Source organism: Streptomyces sp. NPDC053673, assembly GCF_055585225.1.
Genome location: NZ_JBVJKN010000023.1, coordinates 70,249 through 93,294 on the forward strand (window position 1 = coordinate 70,249; position 23,046 = coordinate 93,294).

Annotated in this window: 23 protein-coding genes and 5 pseudogenes; 18 read left to right on the forward strand and 10 right to left on the reverse strand. The window is 69.1% G+C overall.

Going from position 1 to position 23,046, the window contains the following annotated elements; all coding sequences use genetic code 11:
* Positions 1-13 precede the first annotated feature (13 nt).
* From ACZ6ZQ_RS27620 to ACZ6ZQ_RS27635, 4 genes are all read left to right on the forward strand, one after another.
* Positions 14-1,186 carry an acyl-CoA dehydrogenase family protein gene (locus ACZ6ZQ_RS27620; protein WP_469771203.1) on the forward strand — a complete coding sequence of 391 codons (1,173 nt, stop codon included), beginning with the start codon at positions 14-16 and terminating at the stop codon, positions 1,184-1,186.
* Between the two features lie 39 nt (positions 1,187-1,225).
* The gene (locus tag ACZ6ZQ_RS27625) at positions 1,226-2,401 is read left to right on the forward strand and encodes an acyl-CoA dehydrogenase family protein (protein ID WP_469771204.1); all 1,176 of its coding nucleotides are present in this window, start codon (positions 1,226-1,228) and stop codon (positions 2,399-2,401) included.
* 177 nt (positions 2,402-2,578) lie between these two features.
* Positions 2,579-3,439: a 3-hydroxybutyryl-CoA dehydrogenase gene (locus ACZ6ZQ_RS27630; protein ID WP_469771205.1), complete on the forward strand. Its 861-nt coding sequence runs from the start codon at positions 2,579-2,581 to the stop codon at positions 3,437-3,439.
* 143 nt (positions 3,440-3,582) lie between these two features.
* Complete coding sequence (locus tag ACZ6ZQ_RS27635) at positions 3,583-4,194, forward strand: TetR/AcrR family transcriptional regulator (RefSeq protein ID WP_469771206.1); 612 nt, start codon at positions 3,583-3,585, stop codon at positions 4,192-4,194.
* Positions 4,195-4,332: 138 nt separating this feature from the next.
* Here ACZ6ZQ_RS27635 and ACZ6ZQ_RS27640 read toward each other — a convergent pair whose 3' ends face one another.
* Both ACZ6ZQ_RS27640 and ACZ6ZQ_RS27645 read right to left on the reverse strand, forming a co-directional pair.
* A complete protein-coding gene (locus ACZ6ZQ_RS27640) occupies positions 4,333-4,743 on the reverse strand; it encodes a hypothetical protein (RefSeq protein ID WP_469771207.1) in 411 nt (136 codons plus the stop codon).
* Between the two features lie 112 nt (positions 4,744-4,855).
* Positions 4,856-6,172 carry an MFS transporter gene (locus tag ACZ6ZQ_RS27645; RefSeq protein WP_469771208.1) on the reverse strand — a complete coding sequence of 439 codons (1,317 nt, stop codon included), beginning with the start codon at positions 6,170-6,172 and terminating at the stop codon, positions 4,856-4,858.
* A 54-nt stretch (positions 6,173-6,226) separates the two neighbouring features.
* On the opposite strand from ACZ6ZQ_RS27645, the gene ACZ6ZQ_RS27650 reads away from it, so the two are divergent.
* Together ACZ6ZQ_RS27650 and ACZ6ZQ_RS27655 are read left to right on the forward strand one after the other, a co-directional pair.
* Entirely contained in the window at positions 6,227-6,970 is a 744-nt protein-coding gene (locus ACZ6ZQ_RS27650) for an AraC family transcriptional regulator (RefSeq protein WP_469771209.1), read from the forward strand.
* A 403-nt stretch (positions 6,971-7,373) separates the two neighbouring features.
* A complete protein-coding gene (locus tag ACZ6ZQ_RS27655; RefSeq protein ID WP_469771210.1) occupies positions 7,374-8,699 on the forward strand; it encodes a PP2C family protein-serine/threonine phosphatase in 1,326 nt (441 codons plus the stop codon).
* Between the two features lie 79 nt (positions 8,700-8,778).
* Here the strand turns inward: ACZ6ZQ_RS27655 and ACZ6ZQ_RS27660 are convergent, their stop codons facing one another.
* Entirely contained in the window at positions 8,779-9,768 is a 990-nt protein-coding gene (locus ACZ6ZQ_RS27660) for a GlxA family transcriptional regulator (protein ID WP_469771211.1), read from the reverse strand.
* A gap of 164 nt (positions 9,769-9,932) precedes the next feature.
* On the opposite strand from ACZ6ZQ_RS27660, the gene ACZ6ZQ_RS27665 reads away from it, so the two are divergent.
* Entirely contained in the window at positions 9,933-10,523 is a 591-nt protein-coding gene (locus tag ACZ6ZQ_RS27665; protein ID WP_469771212.1) for a cysteine hydrolase family protein, read from the forward strand.
* Positions 10,524-10,532: 9 nt separating this feature from the next.
* On the opposite strand, the pseudogene ACZ6ZQ_RS27670 reads toward ACZ6ZQ_RS27665, so the two are convergent.
* The 3 genes and pseudogenes from ACZ6ZQ_RS27670 to ACZ6ZQ_RS27680 form a co-directional block, all read right to left on the reverse strand.
* Positions 10,533-10,805, reverse strand: a pseudogene (locus ACZ6ZQ_RS27670) (VOC family protein); the annotation flags it as partial.
* A 45-nt stretch (positions 10,806-10,850) separates the two neighbouring features.
* Positions 10,851-11,179, reverse strand: a pseudogene (locus ACZ6ZQ_RS27675) (AraC family transcriptional regulator).
* 329 nt (positions 11,180-11,508) lie between these two features.
* Positions 11,509-11,919 (reverse strand): VOC family protein, encoded by a 411-nt coding sequence (locus ACZ6ZQ_RS27680; RefSeq protein ID WP_469771213.1) that lies wholly within the window; start codon positions 11,917-11,919, stop codon positions 11,509-11,511.
* A 560-nt stretch (positions 11,920-12,479) separates the two neighbouring features.
* Between ACZ6ZQ_RS27680 and ACZ6ZQ_RS27685 the strand changes: the two are divergent.
* The 4 genes and pseudogenes from ACZ6ZQ_RS27685 to ACZ6ZQ_RS27700 all read left to right on the forward strand — a co-directional run.
* Positions 12,480-12,747, forward strand: a pseudogene (locus ACZ6ZQ_RS27685) (PaaI family thioesterase); the annotation flags it as partial.
* A gap of 203 nt (positions 12,748-12,950) precedes the next feature.
* On the forward strand, positions 12,951-13,565 hold the full coding sequence (locus tag ACZ6ZQ_RS27690; RefSeq protein WP_469771255.1) for a helix-turn-helix transcriptional regulator: 615 nt from the start codon (positions 12,951-12,953) through the stop codon (positions 13,563-13,565).
* Positions 13,562-14,695: an aminotransferase class I/II-fold pyridoxal phosphate-dependent enzyme gene (locus ACZ6ZQ_RS27695; protein ID WP_469771214.1), complete on the forward strand. Its 1,134-nt coding sequence runs from the start codon at positions 13,562-13,564 to the stop codon at positions 14,693-14,695. The genes ACZ6ZQ_RS27690 and ACZ6ZQ_RS27695 overlap by 4 nt, the downstream gene beginning before the upstream one ends.
* Positions 14,692-15,636, forward strand: coding sequence for an ornithine cyclodeaminase family protein (locus tag ACZ6ZQ_RS27700; protein ID WP_469771215.1), 945 nt, complete (start codon positions 14,692-14,694; stop codon positions 15,634-15,636). The genes ACZ6ZQ_RS27695 and ACZ6ZQ_RS27700 overlap by 4 nt, the downstream gene beginning before the upstream one ends.
* A 100-nt stretch (positions 15,637-15,736) precedes the next feature.
* On the opposite strand, the gene ACZ6ZQ_RS27705 is transcribed toward ACZ6ZQ_RS27700, so the two are convergent.
* The gene (locus tag ACZ6ZQ_RS27705) at positions 15,737-16,612 is read right to left on the reverse strand and encodes a helix-turn-helix domain-containing protein (protein ID WP_469771216.1); all 876 of its coding nucleotides are present in this window, start codon (positions 16,610-16,612) and stop codon (positions 15,737-15,739) included.
* A gap of 156 nt (positions 16,613-16,768) precedes the next feature.
* Between ACZ6ZQ_RS27705 and ACZ6ZQ_RS27710 the strand changes: the two genes are divergently transcribed.
* Positions 16,769-17,068 carry a putative quinol monooxygenase gene (locus ACZ6ZQ_RS27710; protein WP_469771217.1) on the forward strand — a complete coding sequence of 100 codons (300 nt, stop codon included), beginning with the start codon at positions 16,769-16,771 and terminating at the stop codon, positions 17,066-17,068.
* Positions 17,069-17,098: 30 nt separating this feature from the next.
* Positions 17,099-17,278: pseudogene (locus ACZ6ZQ_RS27715) on the forward strand (SMI1/KNR4 family protein); the annotation flags it as partial.
* On the opposite strand, the pseudogene ACZ6ZQ_RS27720 reads toward ACZ6ZQ_RS27715, so the two are convergent.
* Positions 17,277-17,360, reverse strand: a pseudogene (locus tag ACZ6ZQ_RS27720) (antibiotic acetyltransferase); the annotation flags it as partial. The pseudogenes ACZ6ZQ_RS27715 and ACZ6ZQ_RS27720 overlap by 2 nt on opposite strands.
* 582 nt (positions 17,361-17,942) lie before the next feature.
* On the opposite strand from ACZ6ZQ_RS27720, the gene ACZ6ZQ_RS27725 reads away from it, so the two are divergent.
* The 3 genes from ACZ6ZQ_RS27725 to ACZ6ZQ_RS27735 are packed head-to-tail and all read left to right on the forward strand — an operon-like array spanning position 17,943 to position 19,168.
* On the forward strand, positions 17,943-18,635 hold the full coding sequence (locus ACZ6ZQ_RS27725; RefSeq protein ID WP_469771218.1) for an NAD(P)/FAD-dependent oxidoreductase: 693 nt from the start codon (positions 17,943-17,945) through the stop codon (positions 18,633-18,635).
* A 7-nt stretch (positions 18,636-18,642) separates the two neighbouring features.
* On the forward strand, positions 18,643-18,840 hold the full coding sequence (locus ACZ6ZQ_RS27730; RefSeq protein WP_469771219.1) for a sigma factor-like helix-turn-helix DNA-binding protein: 198 nt from the start codon (positions 18,643-18,645) through the stop codon (positions 18,838-18,840).
* On the forward strand, positions 18,818-19,168 hold the full coding sequence (locus tag ACZ6ZQ_RS27735) for a nuclear transport factor 2 family protein (protein WP_469771220.1): 351 nt from the start codon (positions 18,818-18,820) through the stop codon (positions 19,166-19,168). The genes ACZ6ZQ_RS27730 and ACZ6ZQ_RS27735 overlap by 23 nt, the downstream gene beginning before the upstream one ends.
* Before the next feature lie 33 nt (positions 19,169-19,201).
* On the opposite strand, the gene ACZ6ZQ_RS27740 is transcribed toward ACZ6ZQ_RS27735, so the two are convergent.
* Positions 19,202-20,653 carry an amidase gene (locus ACZ6ZQ_RS27740; RefSeq protein ID WP_469771221.1) on the reverse strand — a complete coding sequence of 484 codons (1,452 nt, stop codon included), beginning with the start codon at positions 20,651-20,653 and terminating at the stop codon, positions 19,202-19,204.
* Between the two features lie 287 nt (positions 20,654-20,940).
* Between ACZ6ZQ_RS27740 and ACZ6ZQ_RS27745 the strand changes: the two genes are divergently transcribed.
* Both ACZ6ZQ_RS27745 and ACZ6ZQ_RS27750 read left to right on the forward strand, forming a co-directional pair.
* A complete protein-coding gene (locus ACZ6ZQ_RS27745; RefSeq protein ID WP_469771222.1) occupies positions 20,941-21,495 on the forward strand; it encodes a hypothetical protein in 555 nt (184 codons plus the stop codon).
* A 346-nt stretch (positions 21,496-21,841) separates the two neighbouring features.
* Positions 21,842-22,339 (forward strand): peptidylprolyl isomerase, encoded by a 498-nt coding sequence (locus ACZ6ZQ_RS27750; protein ID WP_469771223.1) that lies wholly within the window; start codon positions 21,842-21,844, stop codon positions 22,337-22,339.
* A gap of 214 nt (positions 22,340-22,553) precedes the next feature.
* Here the strand turns inward: ACZ6ZQ_RS27750 and ACZ6ZQ_RS27755 are convergent, their stop codons facing one another.
* Entirely contained in the window at positions 22,554-22,988 is a 435-nt protein-coding gene (locus tag ACZ6ZQ_RS27755) for an ester cyclase (protein ID WP_469771224.1), read from the reverse strand.
* Between the last annotated feature and the right edge of the window lie 58 nt (positions 22,989-23,046).

Sequence of the window (23,046 nt, forward strand, 5' to 3'; positions counted from 1 at the left end):
CCCGGAGCACACCATGGACTTCCGCTACACACCCGAGCAGTCCGCCCTCAAGGGCCGGGCCGCCACGTACACCAGGCTCCTCATGGAGTACGAGAACCAGTCCGAAGAGGCCGGCGGCCCACTGCCCGCCGACACCGTGTGCGAGCTGACCCGAGCCGCCATCGACGCCGGTGTGTACGCCATCAACATGCCCACCGAATGGGGCGGGGCCGGTCTGTCGCTGCTCGACCAGGTCATCGTCGAGGAGGAGTTCGGGAAGGTCACCAACTGCCTCTGGGACATCCCGTGGCGTCCCGCCAACGTCCTGGCGTACGCCGACGAGGCGCAGCGCGAGAAGTACCTGCTGCCCGTCATCCGCGGCGAGCGCTTCGACGCCTTCGCGGTGACGGAACCGGGCGCGGGCTCGGACCCCGCCTCCGGTACGAGCACCGCGACCCGCACGGACGGCGGCTGGCTGCTGAACGGCGAGAAGTGGTTCGTCACCTGCGGCGACATCGCCGACTTCCTGTTGGTGCAGGCCGACGCCGGCCCGGAGCGGGCGCCCACCCTCTTCTTCGTCGACAAGCAGGCGCAGGGGCTGGAGATGACCCGGGTGCCGCGGTTCATGCACTCGGCGGTCAACGGGCATCCCGAGTTCACGTTCACCGATGTGTTCGTTCCCGACGAAGACGTGCTCGGGAATGTCGGGGACGGCTACGAACTGACGAAGGAGTGGTTCACCGACGAGCGTCTGATGATCGCGGCGCGCACGGTCGGAGCCGCCGAGCGAGCGCTGGAACTGGCCCGCGACTGGGCCGTCGAGCGCCGCCAGTTCGGCTCACCCATCGCCGACTTCCAGCTCGTCCAGGGCATGCTCGCCGACTGCGCCGTCGACATCGCCGTCAACCGCGCCTACACCCACCAAGTCGCCTGGGAGGCCGATCAGCCCGGCACCGACCGCAAGGCGCTGCACGCGAAGGCGTCGACGGCCAAGCTCGCAGCGAGCGAGGCGGCGGGCCGGGTCATCGACCGGTGCGTGCAGATCTTCGGCGGCCGCGGCTACGACCGCTCCTACCCCGTCGAACGCCTCTACCGAGAGCTGCGCGTCGACCGCATCTGGGAAGGCACCTCCGAGATCCAGCGCCTGATCATCGCCAACGAACTCATCAAGCGCGGCACTCGGGCACTCGCGCTGCCCACCTTCTGACCACTCCCCCGCCCGGCCACCCGACACCCAAGGACTGACATGGACTTCCGTCTCACCGCCCGTCACGAGGAGCTCAAGGACTCCGCCCGTGGGCTCACCGAGCTCATCATGAAGTACGAGCTCGACTGCGAGGAGAACAACGGCCTGCCGCCGCAGGCCCACGCGGACATCCGCGACGCCGTGCTGGCCAGCGGACTCCAGGCCGTCAACATGCCGAAGGACTGGGGTGGCGCCGGACTGACGATCCTGGAACAGGCCGTCGTCCAGGAGGAGCTGGGGCGACTGACGGGCGCCCTGTGGGACATGGTCTGGCGCCCGGCGAACGCGCTGCGCTTCTGCACCCCCGAGCAGCGCGAGCGCTACCTCGTCCCGGTCATCCGTGGCCGGCGTCGCGACTGCTACGCGGTCACCGAGCCCGAGGCCGGGTCCGACCCGCAGAGCATCAGGACGACCGCGACACGCACCGCGGACGGGTGGGTGCTGAACGGCGAGAAGTGGTTCGTCACGGTCGGGGACCACGCCGACTTCATGATCGTGCTGGCCGCGGCCGGTGAGGATCGCGCGCCGACCCTGTTCCTCGTGGACAAGGACACCCCGGGAATCGAGATGACCCGGGTGCCGCGTTTCATGCACACCTTCGTCTACGAGCACCCCGAATTCACGTTCACGGACGTCCGTGTCCCGCAGGACGCGGTGCTCGGCGGTATCGGGAACGGCTACGACATCACGCGCTCCTGGTTCACCGAGGAGCGTCTGATGATCGCGGCGCGCACGGTCGGAGCCGCCGAGCGAGCGCTGGAACTGGCCCGCGACTGGGCCGTCGAGCGCCGCCAGTTCGGCTCACCCATCGCCGACTTCCAGCTCGTCCAGGGCATGCTCGCCGACTGCGCCGTCGACATCGCCGTCAACCGCGCCTACACCCACCAGGTCGCCTGGGAGGTGGACGCGGGACTGTCCGACCGCAAGACCCTCCATGCCAAGGCGGCCATCGCCAAGTTGTCCGCGAGCGAGGCGTCCGGGCGGGTCATCGACCGGTGCGTGCAGATCTTCGGCGGCCGCGGCTACGACCGCTCCTACCCCGTCGAACGCCTCTACCGAGAGCTGCGCGTCGACCGCATCTGGGAAGGCACCTCCGAGATCCAGCGCCTGATCATCGCCAACGAACTCATCAAGCGCGGCACGGACGTCCTGCAGATGCCCTCCGACCGGACCTAGGGGGAGCCGCCACGTCCCGGGTTCGGGTGTACGTCGCCCGGACCCGGACCCGGACCGCCTCTGCCGGGCGGCCACGGACAGCCGGACGGCTCACCCCCTGTGAGCCTCGGCCGGCACGCACTCATCAGCCACGACCGGCCCGCACGCCCGGGCCGCCGAGCAACGTACGGAGTACCGATGACGGCTGTCGAGCGGATCGGGGTCGTGGGCTGCGGCCTGATGGGGTCAGGCGTCGCCGAGGTGTGTGCCCGGGCAGGTCTGGACGTGGTGGTGGTCGAGGCCGGCGAGAGCGCCGCGGTGGCGGGCCGGCGCCGCATCGTGGCCTCGCTGGACCGTGCGGCGGCCGCAGGGAAGTTGACCTCCGAGGAACGGGACGCCGCACTGGGGCGGATCACGCTGACCTCGGACATCGACGGCATGGCCGACCGTGATCTGGTGGTGGAGGCCGTGGCCGAACACGAGTGGGCGAAGCTGGAGGTCTTCGAGCGGCTCGACAAAACCGTGGCGGGCCGCGATGCGATCCTCGCGACCAATACGTCGTCCATCCCGGTCATTCGCCTGGCGGCGGCCACCTCGCGACCTGAGCAGGTGGTGGGACTGCACTTCTTCAACCCCGTACCGGTCCTTCCCCTGGTCGAACTGGTGCCGTCCCTGCTGACAGGTGAAGCCACCACGGCGCGGGCAGAGGCGTTCGCGTCGGAGACGCTCGGCAAGCAGGTCGTCCGCGCCCGGGACCGGGCCGGGTTCGTCGTGAACGCGCTGCTGGTGCCGTATCTGCTGGCAGCGGTCCGGATGGTCGAGACCGGCGTGGCGTCGGTGGAGGACGTCGACAGAGGCATGGTCCTCGGCTGTGCCCATCCGCTCGGCCCGCTCGCGCTCACGGATCTCATCGGGCTGGACACGGTCCAGGCCATCGCGGAGTCGATGTACGAGGAGTTCCGAGAGCCGTTGTACGCCCCGCCACCACTTCTGGCACGCATGGTTGATGCGGGCCTGCTCGGCCGGAAGTCGGGCCGGGGCTTTCACACCCACCGATGAGCCGCCGCAGCGTACCGGGGCTGGGCTTCCGGCGTCCGAGCGGACCGTGGCCCGGAGCCGACGGAGATACGCGAAGATGGAACAGTGCGGGACGTGACGTCCCACGGACGGTGTCGGCACCTACCAGACCAGGGAGCACCCACGTGACCAAGGCCGAACGCACACGCGAGACGCGTGAGCGGATCCTCTCCGCCGCGTGCGAGGTGATCGCCGAGGTCGGCTTCGAGAGAATCCGCATGCGGATGGTCGCGGAGCACGCGGGCGTGTCCACCGCTCTGCTGCACTACCACTTCGAGACCCGCGAGAAGCTGTTCGCCGAGGCGATGACGTACTCCTTCGCGCAGACCGGCACGGACCTCGAACGGGACGCCGATTCGGTGTCCGCCGCGGTGATCCTGGCCCGCATCCTGCGGGCCCTGCTCCCCACGGACCCGGAGCTCCGGCAGGACTGGCGGCTGTGGCAGGAACTCTGGGTGCGCGCGCTGCGCGACGACACGGCGCGACACTTCGCCGTCGACCTGTACGAGCAACTGCACGAGTGGGTCGGCAATGCCCTGCGGAGGGGCGTCGACTCCGGTGAATTCGCCCAGTGCGACGTCGATGCGACGAGCACCCTGCTGCTCGCGCTGTGCGACGGATTCGGGATCCGTCTGATGCTGACGGACCCCAAGGTAACGCTGGACACCGCGCAGAACGCCATCTGGGGCGCCGTTGCGGGAACCATCGGCGTGGGGCGGCAGTTCCCCGCGATCTGATGCGACGCGCGTCGATGTGTTGCTGACTCGCCGAGGCCCCGGAAGTCGCGGCGGCGATCGAGGCGTTGCTGGGGAGCCGACGCGGACGACCACCGGGGGCTTCGCTTACCGCGAGGCCCCCGGACGACCGCACCGGGACTACGCGATGGCGTAGACGGTCTTGCAGTCGTATTCCGCGCCGTTGTCGGTCTGGCAGGACTTGAACGTGATGTTGGTTCCCTCTGCGTAGTTGAGGTCCCAGGTGTAGCTGGTGTTGGCCCCACTCGTGAGCGGGAAACGGTTGCCCTCGACGTACGCGACCACGCCTTCGCCATTGGCCTCGTAGTCGGAGAGGGTCAGCGTCTCGTCATACGCGTTGAAGTAGGCGTAGTCGACGTTCATGCCGCTGGCATTCTGATGACGTATCGAACAGGACCTGCCCCCCGGGTCGGTGGCGTCGCTGGTGTTCCAGCACTCGTAGGTCAGGGCGAAGGCGCTGCCGTGCGTCGTGGCGATGAAGCCTGCCGCGATGGCGCCGACGAGTGCCACCCGTCCAAGTGCGCGCTTCATGGGTTACCTCCAGGGCGTGTTGAAGCAGATTTGCGGAAGTGATCATTCCATGGCTCCGGCCGAGAGGATTCCACTCCACGCCTCGAGTGATCACATTGTGATCATGAACACTTCACGTCGGCGCAATGTCGTCAGGCCACCGCTCTCGGGGGCTATGGCCAGGGATCACGGACACACGCGCCTCGCCGTCTCCCCGTACCTCGTGCCGAAGGAAACCCGTGTGCCCTCGAGGCTGATGCCGGGTATGGCTTGCCCAGTCGTCTCCGTTCGGATGGGCCGCGGGCCCGGGTTGCGGCACGGCGGGTTCGGGCAGGGTGCGCAGCAGCAGCCAGCTCAGGACGGGCATCAGGATCAGTGGCGCCAGGGTGGGTTGCAGGGATGTCGCGTCGGCGACGCTGCCGATGAGAGGACTCACCAGACCGCCGATGCTGACGGTCAGACCGAGCGTGATGCCACTGGCGGTGCCGACGCGGGAGGGCAGGTAGTCCTGACCGAGCGTGACCTGCAGCGAGAACGGGACGTACAGGCCGACCGAGGTCAGCGCCACGAACAGATACAACGCCGGGCCCGGTACGAAGATCAGGCCCGCGACGGATCCGACCGTGAGCAGGTACGACCAGCGCGCGACGGTGACCCGGTCCCAACGATCGGCCAGCGCGCCGCCCAGCACGGAGCCCACCGCGCCGCCGAGGAAGAGCACGAACAGCGCCGCGGTGCCCGCCGCCGTGCTGCCGTCCATGCGCTCGGTGGCGTACAGCGAGACGAACGTGCTCAGGCCGACGAAGACGATCGACCGGCACACCACGACCAGCGACAGCTTCACGAACGACGCCCGGTCGTCGGCCCCGACCGCCACCGTCGTACCCCTCCCGGAGGACTGACGCTGCGCCGGCAGTCGCAACGCGGGCAGACACAGCACGGCGCCGACGAGCGCCGGCAGCACCAGGAGCGGCGTCAAGCGCAGACCGCCGGGGGAGACAACGGCGGCGACCATGAGCGGGGCCGCCGCGAAACCGAGGTTTCCACCCAACGAGAACCAGCCCATCGCGCTGTGGCTGCCCCGGCCGGCAAGCCGGGCCACCCGGGCGGACTCGGGGTGATAGGCCGCCACGCCCACCCCGGACACCGCCACGAACGCGAGGGTCGGCGCGTAGGAGCCGCTCACCCCGCTCAGCGCGATGCCGAGGCCGCCCAGCAGGGTGCCGACCGGCAGCAGCCAGGGCATCGCCCAGCGGTCGGTGAGCGCACCGAACACCGGTTGTGCCACCGACGACAGCAGGGAGGCGGCGAGCACGATGCCCGAGACGGCGGCATGGCTGTAGGCCCGCTCGGCGACGAAGATCGGCACCAGGGACGCCACGGCGCCCTGGTAGACGTCGACGCACGCGTGCCCGACGGACAGCAGGGTGATCGATGTATTCCTTCGCACCCCGTCATGATCGGTACTGGGCACTGTGTCGCACTTCCAATAAACTGCCGAGTGATGACGGAAATCCGCCACGAGTCGATCGCCCCGACCCGAACCCGGCGACTGGCGTCCGGCGCCGCGATAGACGCCCACCGGCACGACGACCACCAGATCGTCTACGCCGGCCGCGGAGTGCTGGCCGTCACCACCAGCGCGGGCTCCTGGGTCGCCCCGGGCACCCGAGCCATCTGGGTACCCGCCGGAACCGTGCATGCCCACCATGCCCACGGCGAACTCCAGCTGCACCTGGTGGGTTTGCCCGCCACCGAGAACCCACTCGGCCTGGAGACGCCGACGGTACTCGCCGTGGGTCCGCTGCTGCGCGAACTGATCGTCGCCTACACCCGCCCACCGGGCGGCGACAGTCCCGAGCGGGCCCGCCTGCGCGCGGTGCTGCTCGACCAGCTGCGGGCCTCGCCCCAGGAGCCCCTGCACCTGCCCACACCCACCGCCCCCCTGCTGCGAACGCTGTGCGACATCCTGCGCACCGATCCGGCGGACAGCCGCACCCTCGCCGAACTGGGCCGTGAGGTCGGGGCGAGCGACCGTACCCTGTCCCGGCTGTTCCGCAGCGACCTCGGCATGACGTTCCCGCAGTGGCGCACCCAGTTGCGACTCCACCACGCGCTGGTCCTGCTGGCCGAGAACACTCCGGTCACCGCAGTCGCGCACCTGTGCGGCTGGTCGTCCGCCAGCGCGTTCATCGATGCCTTCCGCCGCACCTTCGGCCACACACCGGGGACGCACCCGAAGGACTGAGCTGCGGACTCCTCAGGCACCCACCACGAACCGTCCCGACCACTCCAGGTCCGGGCGCATCACCCGCCCACAGCTGGCTTCGACGGAAGGCTTCGGTGCATGAGGACGCATACTCAGACCGCGAAACCGAAGAGTCCGGAGCCGGCACCCGAGCGGTGTGACCCGTATGAGGGACCCATGCCGGGTGAATAGGTGCCGAGCCGCGTCTGTGCGAGATGTGTCGAGGACTTGGCCCGGGAGACCGGCCCGGTGCGGGCCCGGACCGAGCTCGAGGTGATGCGGCAGCACGCGGAGACCAATGAGCTCCATCCGCGGGTCGGCGAGCCGTGGGTCCGCCCGGGTGAGGTTGAGTAATGCACGCCCGCCAGGTAGGACGGCTTGTGCGGCGGCATCGGGAGAACCCATGGAACGTGAACAACCGAAACCACCGAACCTTGCTGACCTGCATCACTTCCTGGACGATCAGCTCGACCAGATCTCCGCGCAGCTCCGGGGGCTGGCCCGGACCAGGGACCGGTTGCAGGCGCTGTTGGACGCGGTCATGGCGGTCAGCCGGGAGTTGGAACTTCCGGTGGTGCTGGACCGGATCGTCACGGCCGCCATGGACCTGGTCCAGGCTCGCTATGGTGCGCTGGGCGTCCTCGATGAGGAGGGCGAGGGCCTGGCGCACTTCATCCCCGTGGGGCTGAGCGAGCAGGAGCGGGCCGACCTGAGCGGCGTCGAGTTGCCACACGGACGGGGTCTGCTCGGGGCCCTGATCCGCCGCCCCGAACCGCTCCGGGTCGAGGAGATCGCCTCCCACCCTCATTCCGCAGGGTTCCCGTCCGGTCACCCACCGATGCGCAGCCTGCTCGGAGTGGCGGTCAGCGTCCGGGGCGAGGTCTACGGAGACCTCTACCTGGCCGACCGGCGGGACGGGGAGCCGTTCGACGCCTACGACGAGGACATCGTCGTCGCACTTGCCGGGGCCGCAGGAGTGGCCATCGAAAACGCGCGCCTGTTCGAGCACGCCCGGGCGGGCAGCGAACAGTTCCAGCGTCTGCTGCTGCCGACCCTGTCCGACCTGCGGCCGTATGAGGGCGCCGCCGTCTACCGGCCGGCGACCGCCCCCGCACGGGTCGGTGGCGACTGGTACGACGCCTTTCTGCTCCCGGACGGGGCGTGCGCCGCCGTCATCGGCGACGTGGGCGGCCACGACCTGAAAGCTGCGGCGGCCATGGCCCAGACCCGCAACATGCTGCGCGCCCTGCTCTACGACCGCCGCACCCCTCCCAGCGCAGTCCTCACACAGCTTGATCACACTCTGCACGCCATCACCGACAACCCCGTCACCACCGCCTGCCTGGCCCGCATCGAACCGGAAGGCTCCGCCTGGACCCTGCGCTGGAGCGCCGCAGGCCACCTCCCGCCCCTGCTCATCACCCCCAGCCGACGGCCGAAGTACCTGTATGCCGAACCCGGGATCCCCCTCGGGGTGGACGCCGACCAACCCCGCCCTGACCACACCCACCCACTCCCCGCCGGCTCCACCGTGGTCTTCTACACCGACGGACTGATCGAGCACCCCCAGCACCCCATCGACACCAGCCTCGACGCCCTCGCCCGAACCGCGGCCGCCCACGGCGACCTGTCCCTGAGCGACCTCTGCCAGGCCCTTGTCGACCACCACCCCAGCGACGGCCACGACGACATGGCCATCCTTGCCCTGCGCACACCCCGGTCGACGTAGTCATTCCGCCTCTGCTCATCCGGTTGCACCGCAACACCAGCGCTTGGAGTGGTGGACAGGCAACATGGGCGGGCGGGGACTATCGGGAGTGCCGGAACCTGCTGCGGTATTCCGTCGGCGTCGTGTTCAGTTTCCGGCGGAACGCGCGAATCAGGGTGTCGGGTGTGTTGAAGCCGCACGCCGATGCGACACGTTCGAGGGTGTCGTCCGTGGATTCGAGCTGGTTCCGTGCCACTTCGACGCGGGCCGATTCGATGTAGACGGCGGGTGTCATGCCGAGTTCCGCCTTGAAGATGCGGATGAGCTGCCGTTCGCTGACGTGGGCGTGCTCGGCGAGATCGGTGACGGTGAGGTGGTCGGCGATGTGCTGCGTGATGTAGTGGCGGATGTCGTCCATCCGGCGGGTGGTCGAGACGGGTTCGATCGGGACGCTGAACTGGCTCTGCCCGCTGGGACGTTTCAGGTACATGACGAGCTGCCGGGCGACGCGCAGTGCGACGGCCTCGCCGAAGTCTTCGGCGACGAGGGCGAGTGACAGGTCGAGGCAGGCGGTGATGCCGGCTCCGGTCCACACGTTGTGGTCGCGGATGAAGATGGGGTCGGCGTCGACGTCGACCGCAGGGTGGTCGGCGGCGAGCTGCTGCGCGGTGGACCAGTGGGTGGTGGCGCGTTTGCCGTCGAGCAACCCGGCGGCTGCCAGGATGTGCGCCCCCACGCACACGGACGCGACGCGCTTGGCCCTGCCTGCCAGCTCCTTCACCCAGTTGACCACCGCGGGGTCGGTGACGGCGTGGACGCGACGGTTGCCGTCGACCTCGACCGAGCCGGGAACCATGAGGGTGTCGATGCTGCGGTTGGATGCTTCCTGGAAGGTGATGTCGGGGAGGATGCGCACCCCGGCAGAGGTGGTGACGGGGTCCATCGTTTCGGCGGCCAGAACCACGTGGTAACCCTCTGCGTCGCCGGTCTCCCGTTGCAGCAGTGCGAACACTTCCGGGGGGCCGGTGACGTCGAGGAGGTCGACGCCGTCGAAGAGGAGCACGACGATGAACCGGCTGAGGCTGCTCAAGGGGTGTGTCCGTCCGGTCGGAGGCGGTGGCACAACACCGGACCCGGTGTCCGTATCTGCAAGTTACATGACATTGCCGCCATGCGTGGTGGGTTCGTAGCGTGGGCGGTGCGCCATCACACGGTGGCCCTGACCTTTTGATACCTCACCCGAGAAGGTGCATCATGCCTACGTCAACCCTGCGGGAACTCAACGGATTCGACCAGACCCCGGCTTCGCCGGCCGGCGCGACGCTGATCCTGATCGACTACCAGAACACCTACACCCGCGGTGTGATGGAACTTCAGGGGTGGCAGCCCGCGCTCGACGCTGCCGCCGCGCTGCTGGCCGGGGCCAGGGAAGCGGGTGCGAAGGTCGTCCACGTCATCAACGACGGCGGTGCGGGCACCCCGTACGACATCCGTGCCGAGATCGGCCGGATCCACCCCAGCATGGCGCCCATCGAGGGCGAACAGGTCGTCGTGAAGACCACGCCCAACGCGTTCCACGAGACGAACCTGGGCGAGCTGGTGGATCGTGCCGGGAACAACGACGTCATCATCGCCGGGTTCATGACCCACATGTGTGTCACGTTCACGGCGGAAGGTGCGTTCCTGCGCGGGAACCGTCCCACGGTCGTCGCCGATGCCTGTGCGACGCGGCCGTTGCCGTCGGTGGGCGGCGGCCTGACTGCCGAGCAGATTCATCGCAGCGCGCTCGCGACGATCGCAGACCTGTACGGCGTGGTCGTTCCGTCGGCTGCTTCCCTGGGCTGAACCGCCCCCTCACAGCGATGCGGTCTCCCAGGCAAACCCGTCCGGGTCGGTGAAGGACCCGGCACCACTGCCCAGCACGAGCCGGTGCGATCCAGTGCCGTCGTCGGGGACGCCGACGTCCTTGGCGAGGGCACGACGCCCGTACAGCGCCAGCTTGACGGGAGACGACGGAGCGGCGAACTCGACGTACTTGCGGCCGAAGCTCTTCGCCACGACGAGGCCGCGGTCGACGTAGAACCGCTTACTCGCGGCCACGTCCGTCGCTCCCAGCAGAAGCACGATGGTCGGCCACCTCGAGGGTGACGGATTCGATGGAGGTCATGTCCGTCACGCTAGTTGCGGCTCGGTCGACGGTGCTTCTCGATTCCTGACCGGTCTGGTCACCTGCACCGTCACGCACGACGGCATGCCCGCCGCAGCGCCCGCCGCGCCGTGCTCGTAGGTGGTGGGCGGCATGCCGACCAGCTCGGTGAAGCGGGCGCTGAAGGTGCCCAGCGACGAGCAGCCGACCGCGAAGCAGCGCCGCGGGCGAGCGCCTCGACGTCCAGCGGCCGCGCGTACTCCCGGTCGATCCGGTCGCGGACGCGCCGCAGCCGCGCGAGGTCGCTCAGACGCTGCGCAGCGGTAAGTGCGCGCGTCCATGCGGGATGACACATGAGAGGACCCTTTCATCGCTGTTCGCAAGCACCTGAGTACATGCTGAGGGTGAAGAACGCCGAGGCCCGGTGGCCGACATCGCGAGGAGGCATGGAGGTGCCGGCCACCGAGGCCCTGAGGGCTGTCCCGCAATACCCGGCGGACCAGCGCGCGGCGTCAGATGCATGGGGTCTCCCCAGGCCCGGAGGGCCGAGGGGACGCATCGCAAGGCGGAGGGCCGTCCCAATACTGGATGTATCGGGACGATTCAACAACGCAGCGAGGTGCCGTAGCTGTCGTCGTGCGCCCGGTGGGTATTGCGGGACAGCCCTTAGCCATTACCCGAGGCTCAGCGCAGCTCTTGGATGCGGATCAGGTTGCCCGCGGGATCGCGGAAGGCACAGTCGCGAACGCCGTACGGCTGCTCGGTCGGTTCCTGGACGACCTCGGCGTCGCGGGCCTCCAGCTGCTCGAAGGTGCCGTCGAGGTCCCGGGTGGCCAGCAGGATCCAGCCGTAGGTGCCCTTGGCCATCATCTCGACGATGGTGCGGCGCTCGTCGTCGGTGATGCCGGGGTCGGCGGCCGGCGGTGCCAGGAGGATGGAGGTGCCGGGCTGATCAACGGGGCCGACCGTGATCCAGCGCATCTTGCCCTGTCCGACGTCGCTGCGGACCTCGAAGCCGAGGGTGTCGCGGTAGAAGGCCAGGGATGCGTCCGGGTCGTCATGCGGAAGGGCGGTCGTGTGAATGGTGATGTCCATGGCCGTCACGTTAGTTGCGGCTCGGTGACCGAGGCTTCTCGATTCCTGATCCGTCTGGCCACGTGTCGCGCGCGCCGCTCGGTGCTGCGTCGCCGAGGATCTCCGCAGCCCGGCGCTGTCGCGTCCCCCGGTATCGAGGGCACAGGTGTGGCGCCGTCGCTGGATCGAGCGATGCCTCCTGCAGACTGCGCGGGCGTCCGCATACTCCGCGGGCGTCCGCGGGTCGACCTGACGGTGTCGTTCCAGCGGTGGCTACTCGGGCAGTGGCCGGTCGTCGATGACGTTCTTCATGACGAGGGCCCCCGCGGCGGGCTGGCCCGTTGCCGCGCAGAAGGGACTCCTCGGCACGCTCCACATGTCGGCCTGCGCCGTTGTCCATTTGCCGTCGGCGTGCCCGCCCGCCCCTGTTGAAGACCCGGCCGTCGGCGGCCCGGGCGGTCACCCGTACCTCCGGTGCCATGATGATCGCCATCGGCGGTTTCCTGCTGGTGGCACGCCTGGCCGGCTGACGGAACCGCCTCACCCCGTTCACAGACCGTGATGCCGCCGAAGGAGAGCACATGGAAGACCCGACGCAGCAGGAAGAGGCGAGCCCCGAGGTACAGAAGCGCATCCAGGCGAGCTTCCACAGCCAGGGGCTGATGAGCCACCTCGGTGCACGGACAGCCCACATCGCGCCGGGCCGCGTGCACATAGTGCTCCCGAGCCGGCCCGAAGTGACCCAGCAGCACGGCTACTTCCATGCCGGTGCCACCAGCGCCATCGCGGACAGTGCCGGGGGGCTACGCGGCCTTCACACTGTTCCCCGAGAACACCGATGCGCTCAGCCCCACGGCCGCTCGCCGTCCACACCGCCCGGGCCCCCGTCAGAAGGTGTACCGCGGCGCCGGGAACGTTCCCGCCGTCACGTCGGCTGCGAAGTCCCAGGCGGCGTGACCTCGCCCACACCCCGGATCTGGACTGAATATCCAGCTTGGACGTAAGGTCCAGCCATGGGTACTGTGGAAGAGGGCACCGACCCTCGTGTGCGGATGTGGGCCCCGGCGTGCCAGGCCGTGGCACTGCTGCTCGGTCCGTACGCCGAGGTGGTCCTGCATGATCCGGATACCGATCGGATCCTGGCGATCTGGAATCCCATGAGCTCGCGCGGTCCGGGTGATCCGTCGCTGCTGGGTGAGCTGGACGCCCTAGATCCGTCGGCCCGGGACGTGTTCGGGCCGTACGAGAAGCTGCTCGCGGACGGCCGGCGCCTGTCCTCGGTCAGCGCGATCCTGCGCGATGCGGACGGCAAGGCTTCGGTGGTGCTGTGCGTCAATCTCGACCGCACGCCGCTGGAACAGGCCGCGGCTGTGCTGTCGGCGTTCGGCGCACCGACCGTGTCCCGCCCGGAGCCGCTGTTCGAGCAGGACTGGAGCGAGCGCGTCCAGCACATCGTCGGCGCTTACGTGCGCGAGTGCGGCCGCCCGGTGGAGCGGCTGACCCGCGCCGACCGCCTGGCCGTGCTCGCGCGGTTGGACGAGGCCAAGGTCTTCGCCGTGCGCCGTGCCACCCCGGTCGTCGCCCGCGCCCTTCGGGTTTCCCGATCGACCCTCTACGGCCTGTTGGCCGAGCTCAGAGCACCGAACGCAAAGGACCACACGCGATGACCCGACTGCCCGACTTCCGCCTGGAAACGTACTTCTCCCGCTGGGAGTTCACCGCGCAGCACAACATGACGGCCTCCGACGTACAAACCATGACGCTCAGCGAACTGCTCGCCCTGGCCGACGACCACGACCGGACCGCGTTCGAGAACCTGCCGCTGGGCTACACCGAGACCTACGGTGATCCGGCTCTGCGTCAGGTGATCGCCCAGATGTACGAGCGGGCGGACGCCGCGGACGTCATCTGCTTCGCGGGCGCTGAGGAGGCCCTGTACCTGGCGATGAACGTCCTGCTCGACGCTGGTGATCATGCGGTGGTGGTAACCCCGAACTACCAGGCGGCCGAGACCGTGCCGCTGGCGCTGTGCGAGGTGACCGGCGTCGCCCTCGACCCGGATCGCGACTGGGCCCTGGACCTCGACCGGATCAAGGCGGCGATCCGGCCGAACACCCGGGTGGTGTCGGTGAATTTCCCCAACAACCCCACCGGCAAGGTCATCAGCGCCGCCGACTTCACCGAGCTGGCGCGGCTGTGCGACGAGCATGGCATCCATCTGTTCAGCGACGAGGTGTACCGCGGCCTGGAACGCGATCCGGCCCGCACCCTGCCGCAGGCCGCGGACCTGTCCGAGCGCGCCCTGTCGCTGAACGTGACCTCCAAGTCGCTGGGCCTGCCGGGTCTGCGGATCGGGTGGATCGCCTGCCGCGACCGCGCCCTGCTCACCCGGCTGGAGCGGGCCAAGCATTACACCACCATCTGCAACTCCGCCCCCGCCGAGGTCCTGGCCCGCATCGCACTCAAGGCCCGCACCACGATCCTGGACCGCAACCGGGCCCTCATCGCACGGAACCTGCCGGTCTTCGACGCCTTCTTCGCCGAGTTCCCGGACGTCTTCGAATGGCAGGCCCCGGACGGCGGCTGCGTCGCCTACCCCCGCCACCTCGGCCCGGAACGAGTCGAGGAGTTCTGCACCCGCCTGGTGGAGGAAGCCGGCGTCCTGCTGCTGCCCGCCGGCATCTACCGCTCCGACCTCACTCCCACCCCCACCGACCGGTTCCGCATCGGCGTCGGTCGCGCCCGTCCCGAAGAGGGCCTGGCCGCCTTCACCCAGTGGATGCGGGCGCACCGGTGAGCCGGGCCGTCTTCGATGCGGCCGCCATCGAGCGGGCCGCCACCCCGCAACTGGTCCTCGACACCGTCCGCGACGCGCTGATCGCCCACGCCCACGGCCGCACCACCGTGCCGCCACCGCTGCACCTTCAATTCCCCCACGCCGACGGCGACTGCCACGTCAAAGCGGGCTGGGTCACCGGTGCGCCCGACTTCATCGTCAAGATCGCGACGGGCTTCTATCACAATCCCGCGGCCGGCCTGCCCTCCAACCACGGCCTGGTCTGCGTCGTCAGCGCCCGAACCGGCCAGGTCCAAGCGATTCTCGACGACCAGGGCCTCCTCACCGCCCTGCGCACCGCCGCCGCGGGCGCGCTGATCACCCACGCCATGGCCCGCCCCGGTGCGACGACGCTGGCCGTGTTCGGCACCGGAGAGCAGGCCCGGCTCCAGGTCGAATGGCTCGCCAGGCTCCGTCCGATCAGCACGGTCCTGGTCAACGGTCGCAGCCAGGACAAAGCCCGGGCGCTCTGCGAGGAGTTCAACGCGCGCGGGCAGCATGCCCGGCCCGCCTCCGCCGAAGAAGCCGCGGGCGCCGACATGGTCATCACCACCACCCCTGCCACCACCCCGGTCCTGAGCGCCGCCCACGTCCGGCAGGGCGCACACGTCACCGGCATCGGCACCGACATGCCCCACAAGAACGAGCTCCCCCCGGCGCTCTTCGCCCGCGCGGCACTGATCGCAACCGACGACCACCAACAGTGCGTGGACCATGGGGACTTCGGCCGTGCAGTTCTCGACGGATCGGTCACGTCCACCGGTGACACCCCTGCCGGTCTCCTGCTCGAAAAGCCTGTCGAGCGGCCGGACGGCGCGATCACCGTCGCAGACCTGACCGGCGTCGGCGCACTCGACGCAGCTCTCGCCTCAGCGGTCCTGCGCGAACTGACGCATCAGTAGACACAACGCGCCTGCCGCCCGCGGACCCGGACCCATGCCGTATGGGTTGATGTTCGACCAGAACAGTGCGGTCAGCCCTCGCCTTTACTCATCCGACGGTTCAGCGCGTGCTCTTGGCCGGAAGGTCCGCCGTGCTGGGAACGGGTGGTGTGGTGAGGCCGGCCAGGAGTTGGAGGGTGGTGGCAGCCTCGGATCCTGGCGGTGCGCTGTAGATCATCATGGTCATGTCGGGGTCGTCGGGGGCACGCATGGCGACGTAGTCGAGTGCGAGTTCGCCGAGCTGAGGGTGGTTGAACCGCTTGCGGCCGCGAGTCTTGCCCCGGACCGTGTGGTCGGCCCATAGGCGGCGGAAGTCGGCGCTGCCCAGGGACAGTTCGCCGACGAGGGTGGCCAGCTGTGGGTCGTCAGGGTGGCGGCCGGCGTCCAGACGGAGGTTGGAGACGGTGTCGCGCGCCTTGCTCTCCCAGTCGGGGTAGAGGTACTTGGCGGCGTCGTCGAGAAAGACCAGGCGGGCCATGTTCCGCTCGGCCGCGGGCAGGGCGGGGAAGTCGGCGATCAGGGTCCGGGCCAGGTCGTTCCAGGCCAGGAGGTCCAGGCGGCGTCCGATGATGTAGGCGGGGACGGAGGCGAGGGCCTGGAGCGCCTGGCGCATCTCGGGGCCGACCTGTTGCGGGCGGCCGGGGCCCTTGCGGGCGCTGGTGCGTTTGGCAAGGTTGTGCAGGTGGACGCGCTCGTCGGTATCGAGGCGGAGGGCGCGGGCGACGGCGTCCAGGACGTCGGGGGACACGTTGCGGGCCCGGCCCTGTTCCAGGCGGGTGTAGTAGTCCACGCTCACCCCGGCCAGCAGCGCCAGTTCCTCGCGGCGCAGGCCCGGCACGCGCCGCCGGCCGCCGAAGGTGCCCGCTCCGACGTCTTCGGGGCGAAGGCGGGCGCGTCGGGTCCTGAGGAACTCACTGAGCTGCTGGGCACGATCCATGATCCCAGTGTCGGTCAGGGCCGTGCGGTCTGCCTGGTCCTGGCGGACCCAGGCAGGGCGGACCCGGGTTGGGCGGAGCTCTGGGTCGACCTGGACCGGGTGCGCAGGATGGACGTCGTTCACCAACGAACAACGGCACCAGACCAGGAGTCACCCATGTCGAACACGCTCACGATCGTTGCCGGCTTCATCGCCAAGCCGGGCCAGGAGCAGCGTCTGCGCGACGAGCTGAACGCGATGATCGCGCCGTCCCTGGCGGAGGAGGGCTGCATCGGCTACCAGCCGTTCACCGATCCCAACCGCGCCGACCACATGATCATCTTCGAGGAGTGGGCCAGTAGCGCGGCCCTGGACCACCACTTCTCGCTGCCGCACTTCAAGCACGTCGCCCAGGTCCTGGACGAGATCCTCGCCGAACCGTTCACCCTGCGCCGCCTGACCGACGTCCCCGCCTGAGCCCCCGCACCAGTTGGCCGCCCGCGAAACGAGGATTCCGTCCCCGAGCCCTGGCGTCGCTTGCCCGATCCGGTGCCCGGGGCGGTGCCGGTACCGTCGGCGGATCTGGCGCTGCTGGAGCGGACGCTCCGCGAGCGGATCCCCGATGCCATCGGCGCCACCGAGGCGGAGAGCGCCGCCGCGGAAGCGCGCCTCGGCATCCAGTTGCCACCGCCCCGTCGCCGATCATCACGCCGGGCATGACGGTGGCGCCACGACCGAACCACAGGTCGTTCCCAACGACGGTGTCGCCGAGGGCACCACCCGCTCGTGCTCGGGCAGCGGGTGCAGCACGCTTGGCTCCGGAACGGTTGGTGTCATGCGTGGTTCTCCTTTCGGGTGCAGTGGCGAGCGAGTGCTGCGGCGGGTCAGCCGTCGGTCGGGGCCGACCCCCTCGACGGGCCGGACGGCGACGGGCGACAGTGACGAGACGTGCCGGGCTTGGGCGTGCGACAGCAGGTTCCGTGCGGCAACGGCCGGTGTTCGGTGACGGCCGGTGTTCGGTGACGTCGGATACGGCTGAATCCCGCTTCATCCGTCGTCGGTTGTGCGAGAGCACGGCTCTACGGGTGCTCAGTGCCGGTGACGGTGATGGCGGACCGACGGCGCGTTCTCTACATATCCGAGAGCCCGTTTCGGCGCTGCCGTAGGGGGCGAGTGATGATCTCTATGCCATGCCCGGCGGGATCCATGAAGTAAAGGCCGCGCCCGCCGTGGTTGTGATTGACCTCGCTGAAATGCCTCCGAAGGCAATCCCACGGGCACCTCCATGCCTCATCCAGCCGGTGACCGATACGCGATGCCGTGTCGCGATCACATGATCGTTCCAAGGCTTGTGTCGAACGAAGAAAACGCGCCGAAGTTCGTCGAACGCATCCGGCTGCACCAGTTCGTGGCCCGTACCGGCGACGCCACGATTGACTACGGCACGCTGCTCGGCGAGGGCATCCAGCTGGTCGTCGACAGCGCCACGCGCATCGACACCACCGCGCGCACCGTGCAGCTCGCGTCGGGCCGCGCCCTGGACTACGACTACGTCATCTACGCGGTCGGCAGCACCGCAGCGACACCGGCATCGGTGCCTGACGCGGTCGAATTCGCTTTGGCCATCGCTGAATTCGAGTCCGCGCAACGGCTGCGCACCAGGCTGGAGAAGTTGCCCCTCGATGCTCCGGTCACCGTGATCGGCGGCGGGCTGACAGGCATCGAGACGGCCGCCGAACTGGCCGAGCAAGGACGCACGGTCACGCTGGTGTGTGGCCGGACCCTGGCACCCTCCCTGAGTGCGCCGGGGCGCCGATACGTCGCCAAGTGGCTGAACCGGCACGGTGTCGCCGTGCTTGAGGCAGGCGTGGTGACCGAGGTCCGGCCGGATGCGGTCGTCCTTGCCGACGGTTCTGCCAACAGTGCGGTGCGTCCGAGCGCACTGACCATCTGGGCGGCAGGTTTCGGCGTGCCGGAGCTGGCGGCGGCCAGCGGGCTGCGCACCAACACGCTCGGCCGGCTGCTAAACACTCACCCCCGCTGAGCGTGCGGTGTTCGTGCTGCGCGAGGTGTTCGGCTTCGACTACGACGACATCGCCGCGGCGCTGGGTAAGTCCGTGGTGACGGTGCGCCAGGTGGCGCACCGCGCCCGCGAGCACGTACGGGCGCGGCGTAAGCGCTTGGACCCTGTCGACGCGGCGAAGACCGCGGATCACCGAGCAGTTCATGACCGCGGCGGCAACCGGTGACCTGGAGGGGCTGCTCTCGCTCCTCGCACCGGACGCCACCTGGACCGCAGACAGCGGCGGCAGGACCACCGCTGCGCGCCGGCCGGTGGTGGGCGCGGAGAAGGTGGCCGCGGTCCTCATGAAGATCTTCCGCATGGGACGGCTGACGGATTCGCGGATCAAGGTGGTCAACTGCAACAACACGCCCGCGATGGTGGTCCACAGCGGCGACCACCCAGAAGGCGTCTTCCTGGTCGAGATCGCCGACGGGAAGATCACCAGCATCTACGCCATCCGCAACCCGGACAAGCTCGTAGCGGTGGCGGTTCCGCGTCGGATCAGCCGGTAAGGAGACCAGAAAGTACGGGATCGTCGTCGAAAACTACTTCGGTGCCTGGAAGCCGCCGATCTTCTGCTCCAGCAGTTCGGCCAGCCGCAGCGGGGTGCGGTCCTCGAGCATCGGGCCGATGAGCTGTACTCCCACCGGCAGGCCCTCGGGGGACCGGCCCGCTGGTATGGCGGTGGCGGGCAGGCCGGGCATGGTGGCCAGACCGGCCCAGACGAGCTGGTCGAAATACGGGTACTCGACGCCGTCGATGTCGAGCCGGCGTTCCCTCGGATCGGGGTTGTGGTCGTGCGGGAACGCGGGAGTGGGCGTGATCGGACAGACCACGGCGTCGAACTCGGCGAAGAACTGTCGCCAGCCGTGGCGGTGGAGCTCGCGACGGCTGTTCGCCTCGATCCAGTCGCGGTGGCTGAACACCATGCCGCGCAACCGCGCCGCATCGAGACTCTGGTCGTCTGCGCTCAGTCCGGCGACGCGGGTCCGCAGCTGCTCGTCCGCTTCGACGGGAAAACGCGCAACGGAGCCCGAAAAGAGCAACTGCGTGTAGAGCACCGCGGCTTCGGTCAGATCGGGCAGCAGCGGAGTGTGCCGCTCGACGCGGGCGCCGCCGTCGACAAGCGCGTCGGCCACCCGGTTCACGCCCGCCCGCACAGCGGACCCGGTCGGAGTGAGCGGATGCTCCTCGAGCACCAAGACCCGGAAGTCGCCGAGCCGCTCGTGGCGCGCGGGCGGCAGCGTCACGTCGTACGCCACACCGAGCGTCAGCGGGTCCGGTCCGGCCATGACGTCGAGCAGGAGCGTGAGGTCGCGGGCGGTGCGCGCCATCGGACCGACGACGGCGAGGCCAAGGTCGACCGGCAATGGCGGTGCCGGCGGCGCGACCATGCCGCGGGTTGCCGCGAGTCCGAGTGTCGGCTTGTGCGCGTAAATGCCGCAGAAATGCGCGGGGGTGCGCAACGAACCGGCAAGGTCGGAGCCGATGGACAGCGCGCCGAACCCGGACGCCAGGGCCGCCGCTGATCCGCCCGAGGACCCACCCGACGTCCGACCGTGATCCCACGGGTTGTTGGTGGTGCCGTAGATCTCGTTGAAGCTCTGGATATCTTGCAGCCCCACCGGCACATTGGTCTTACCGAGCACCACCGCGCCCGCGGCCTTGAGCCGCGACACCTGCACCGCGTCCTCGGCCGGCATAAAGTTCGCCTGCGACGGCATGCCCCAGGTCGTGGGCAGCCCGGCGATGTTGTAGGACTCTTTGACCGTCACCGGAATACCCAGCAGCGGCCGGTCCTCACCGCGGGCGCGCGCCTGGTCGGCACCGCGCGCGGCGGCCCGCGCACGGTCGAAGTCCGGCACACAGATCGCGTTGATCGCCTTGTCGTCCCGCTCGATACGGGCGATCGCCTCATCGGTCAGTTCCGCCGAGGTCACTTCACCGGCACGCAACGAAGCCGCGAGTTCTTCGGCCGTCTGAAAATTCCATTCCATGAATCCGACCGTACCGACCTCCGGAAGAGGCCATGAAATGCCGCCTCGCGCAACGGGGATGTCTCAATACTCATCATGCTCCGCTCCGGCCACCGACAATTCGCCCGACCGCTGGCGATGGCGATGCGCGGGGGATAGGTGTCGCCTGGGAGTTCAGGAGACCCTCATCGGACACCGGCGCGTACTTCGCGAAGCTGCGAACCGACGGAGGACCGTTGGGGAATCCTGAACTCGCAGCGGACGGTTCGGCGACGCCTTCAGGCGCCACCCGTGTGCTATGAACAGGCGTGACATTGAGGATCGAACGCACTGACGCGCGCACGTGGCCGGATGAGCACGTAAAGGAGCTCTTCAGCGAGAGCTTTCCTGAGTTCCTCACGGCTGACCGGCTCGTGCGTCTGCGGTGCGGTGGTCACCCCGTCGCTCAAGGGTCGCGGGCTGGCGGGCCGGACCTTGACCGCGCTGCGCCGCACTGCGCCGCACTGCGCCGCACTGCGCAGGATGCCGGGCTGGCCCGGGTCGTTGCGCCGGTGCGCCCCACGATCAAGGCGCAGTACCCGTTGACACCGATCGACGCCTTCATGGGGTGGCGTCGTCGCGACGGAATGGCTCTTGATCCCTGGATCCGGACCCATCAGCGCCTGGGCGCGAAGATCCTTTCGGCGGCTCCCGCATCGCAGACGATGACGGGCAGCATCGCCGAGTGGGAGCGTTGGACCAGCATGGTCTTTCCCGAGCCGGGGGACCATGTGATCCCGGGCGGACTGAGCCTGCTACGGGTCGACCTGTCCGCCGATGAGGGTGTGTACCAGGAGCCAGGCGTCTGGATGCAGCACAGCTGAAGTGCGGCACTGTTCACCATGCCGCACAGCGGTCGTCTTACGGCCCTGGGAAGCGCCCTTGTCCGACGCCGGGTGTGCAGCTGTCAGAGCAAGCCCGAGCTGGTGCGCTGCTGGACCGCCGTGGAAGTCGGTGTATCGGCCTGGCCCCTCTGTCGTCGGGGGGCCTGAGCCAGCGGGGCCTGGGCCGGCCGGGCCGCGGGTCTGCGGCTCCGAGCCGGTGCGCGCTGTGGCTGTCGGGGTGGACACGAAGACCGCCGCGGTAGGTGGTGGGCCCCTGCCGGCGACCACGCGCGCCTGCCACGCGCGGGAAACAGACCCAAGGGCAGCGGCCATGTCAGAATGCCCCGTGCCTTCCAACGTATTTTTCGACATCACCATCGACGACAAGCCCGCGGGCCGGATCGTCTTCAAGCTGTACGACGACATCGTTCCCAAGACGGCTCGCAACTTCCGCGAGCTGGCCACCGGCGAGCACGGCTTCGGATACGCCGAGTCGCCCTTCCACCGTGTCATCCCGGACTTCATGCTCCAGGGCGGCGACTTCACCAGGGGCGACGGCACCGGCGGCAAGAGCATCTACGGCGAGAAGTTCGCCGACGAGAGCTTCCAGCTCAAGCATGACCGCCCGTTCCTGCTCTCCATGGCGAACGCCGGGCGGAACACCAACGGGTCCCAGTTCTTCATCACCACCGTCGTGACCCCCTGGCTGGACGGCAAGCACGTCGTCTTCGGCGAGGTCGTCGAGGGCGAGGACATCGTGAAGCAGATCGAGTCGCTGGGCACCCGCTCCGGTGCGACCCGCGCGAAGATCGTCGTCGCCGCGTCCGGGGTCGTGGGCGAGTAACACCCCCCTGTGCCTGTGTGGGCGGCCATCGGCCGCCCACACACTGCGCGGTCCCGGCCGGCCGCCTCCTCGCCGATCAGGTTGCGGTACAACCATCGGTGAAGGTCATGGAATGACGTCGGCCCACTCCCCAGCCTTCTGCACACTGCAGACGCTCCCGCTGGCCCCAGAAGACGCGGCGCCGGCCTGAGAGGCCGTGAACCTGCGGGTCTCCTCAGGACGGGAGGGCGCCGAGTTGGCGCAGCTGCGCGCGGACGTCGACGACGCCCCGGATCTCGGCGATCCGCCCGTCGACGAAGCGGAAGATGAAGACCTCGTTGTAGGTGGCGGTCTTTCCGGTGGGCGGCAGGCCCTGGTACTCGCCCCGGTGGGTTCCGGTCACCGTGTCCCTGGAGACGACCTTGTCGTCCTCCGTGATCGTCTCCTCGACGGCGACGTGGATGTCGGGGAACGCGCGCAGGAGCACCTCCCACACCCGCTTCAGGGCCTCCGTTCCCGTCGCGCCCATCGGTACCGGCGCGTGGAAGACCATGTCCGGTGCGACGAACTCGTCGATGGCCTTGGAGATGCTTGTCGGGTCGCCGCTGTTCACGGCGGAGTGGAAGCGGTGGAGCGTCGCCGTGTCGCTTGTTGCCCCGGCTGCCGACATGCGGCCTCTCCTCTGCTCTGTGCCTTCGCCGCGTGCTGGACGGCGTCTCAGCAGTAGG

Coding starts and splice junctions, on each gene's coding strand:
- ACZ6ZQ_RS27640 (WP_469771207.1), bottom strand. CDS start 4,743: ATGAAGCGCGCACTTGGACGGGTGGCACTCGTCGGCGCCATCGCGGCA.
- ACZ6ZQ_RS27690 (WP_469771255.1), top strand. CDS start 12,951: ATGTGGGCCCCGGCGTGCCAGGCCGTGGCACTGCTGCTCGGTCCGTAC.
- ACZ6ZQ_RS27710 (WP_469771217.1), top strand. CDS start 16,769: ATGTCGAACACGCTCACGATCGTTGCCGGCTTCATCGCCAAGCCGGGC.
- ACZ6ZQ_RS27740 (WP_469771221.1), bottom strand. CDS start 20,653: ATGGAATGGAATTTTCAGACGGCCGAAGAACTCGCGGCTTCGTTGCGT.
- ACZ6ZQ_RS27630 (WP_469771205.1), top strand. CDS start 2,579: ATGACGGCTGTCGAGCGGATCGGGGTCGTGGGCTGCGGCCTGATGGGG.
- ACZ6ZQ_RS27650 (WP_469771209.1), top strand. CDS start 6,227: ATGACGGAAATCCGCCACGAGTCGATCGCCCCGACCCGAACCCGGCGA.
- ACZ6ZQ_RS27755 (WP_469771224.1), bottom strand. CDS start 22,988: ATGTCGGCAGCCGGGGCAACAAGCGACACGGCGACGCTCCACCGCTTC.
- ACZ6ZQ_RS27735 (WP_469771220.1), top strand. CDS start 18,818: ATGACCGCGGCGGCAACCGGTGACCTGGAGGGGCTGCTCTCGCTCCTC.
- ACZ6ZQ_RS27625 (WP_469771204.1), top strand. CDS start 1,226: ATGGACTTCCGTCTCACCGCCCGTCACGAGGAGCTCAAGGACTCCGCC.
- ACZ6ZQ_RS27705 (WP_469771216.1), bottom strand. CDS start 16,612: ATGGATCGTGCCCAGCAGCTCAGTGAGTTCCTCAGGACCCGACGCGCC.
- ACZ6ZQ_RS27655 (WP_469771210.1), top strand. CDS start 7,374: ATGGAACGTGAACAACCGAAACCACCGAACCTTGCTGACCTGCATCAC.
- ACZ6ZQ_RS27680 (WP_469771213.1), bottom strand. CDS start 11,919: ATGGACATCACCATTCACACGACCGCCCTTCCGCATGACGACCCGGAC.
- ACZ6ZQ_RS27665 (WP_469771212.1), top strand. CDS start 9,933: ATGCCTACGTCAACCCTGCGGGAACTCAACGGATTCGACCAGACCCCG.
- ACZ6ZQ_RS27620 (WP_469771203.1), top strand. CDS start 14: ATGGACTTCCGCTACACACCCGAGCAGTCCGCCCTCAAGGGCCGGGCC.
- ACZ6ZQ_RS27695 (WP_469771214.1), top strand. CDS start 13,562: ATGACCCGACTGCCCGACTTCCGCCTGGAAACGTACTTCTCCCGCTGG.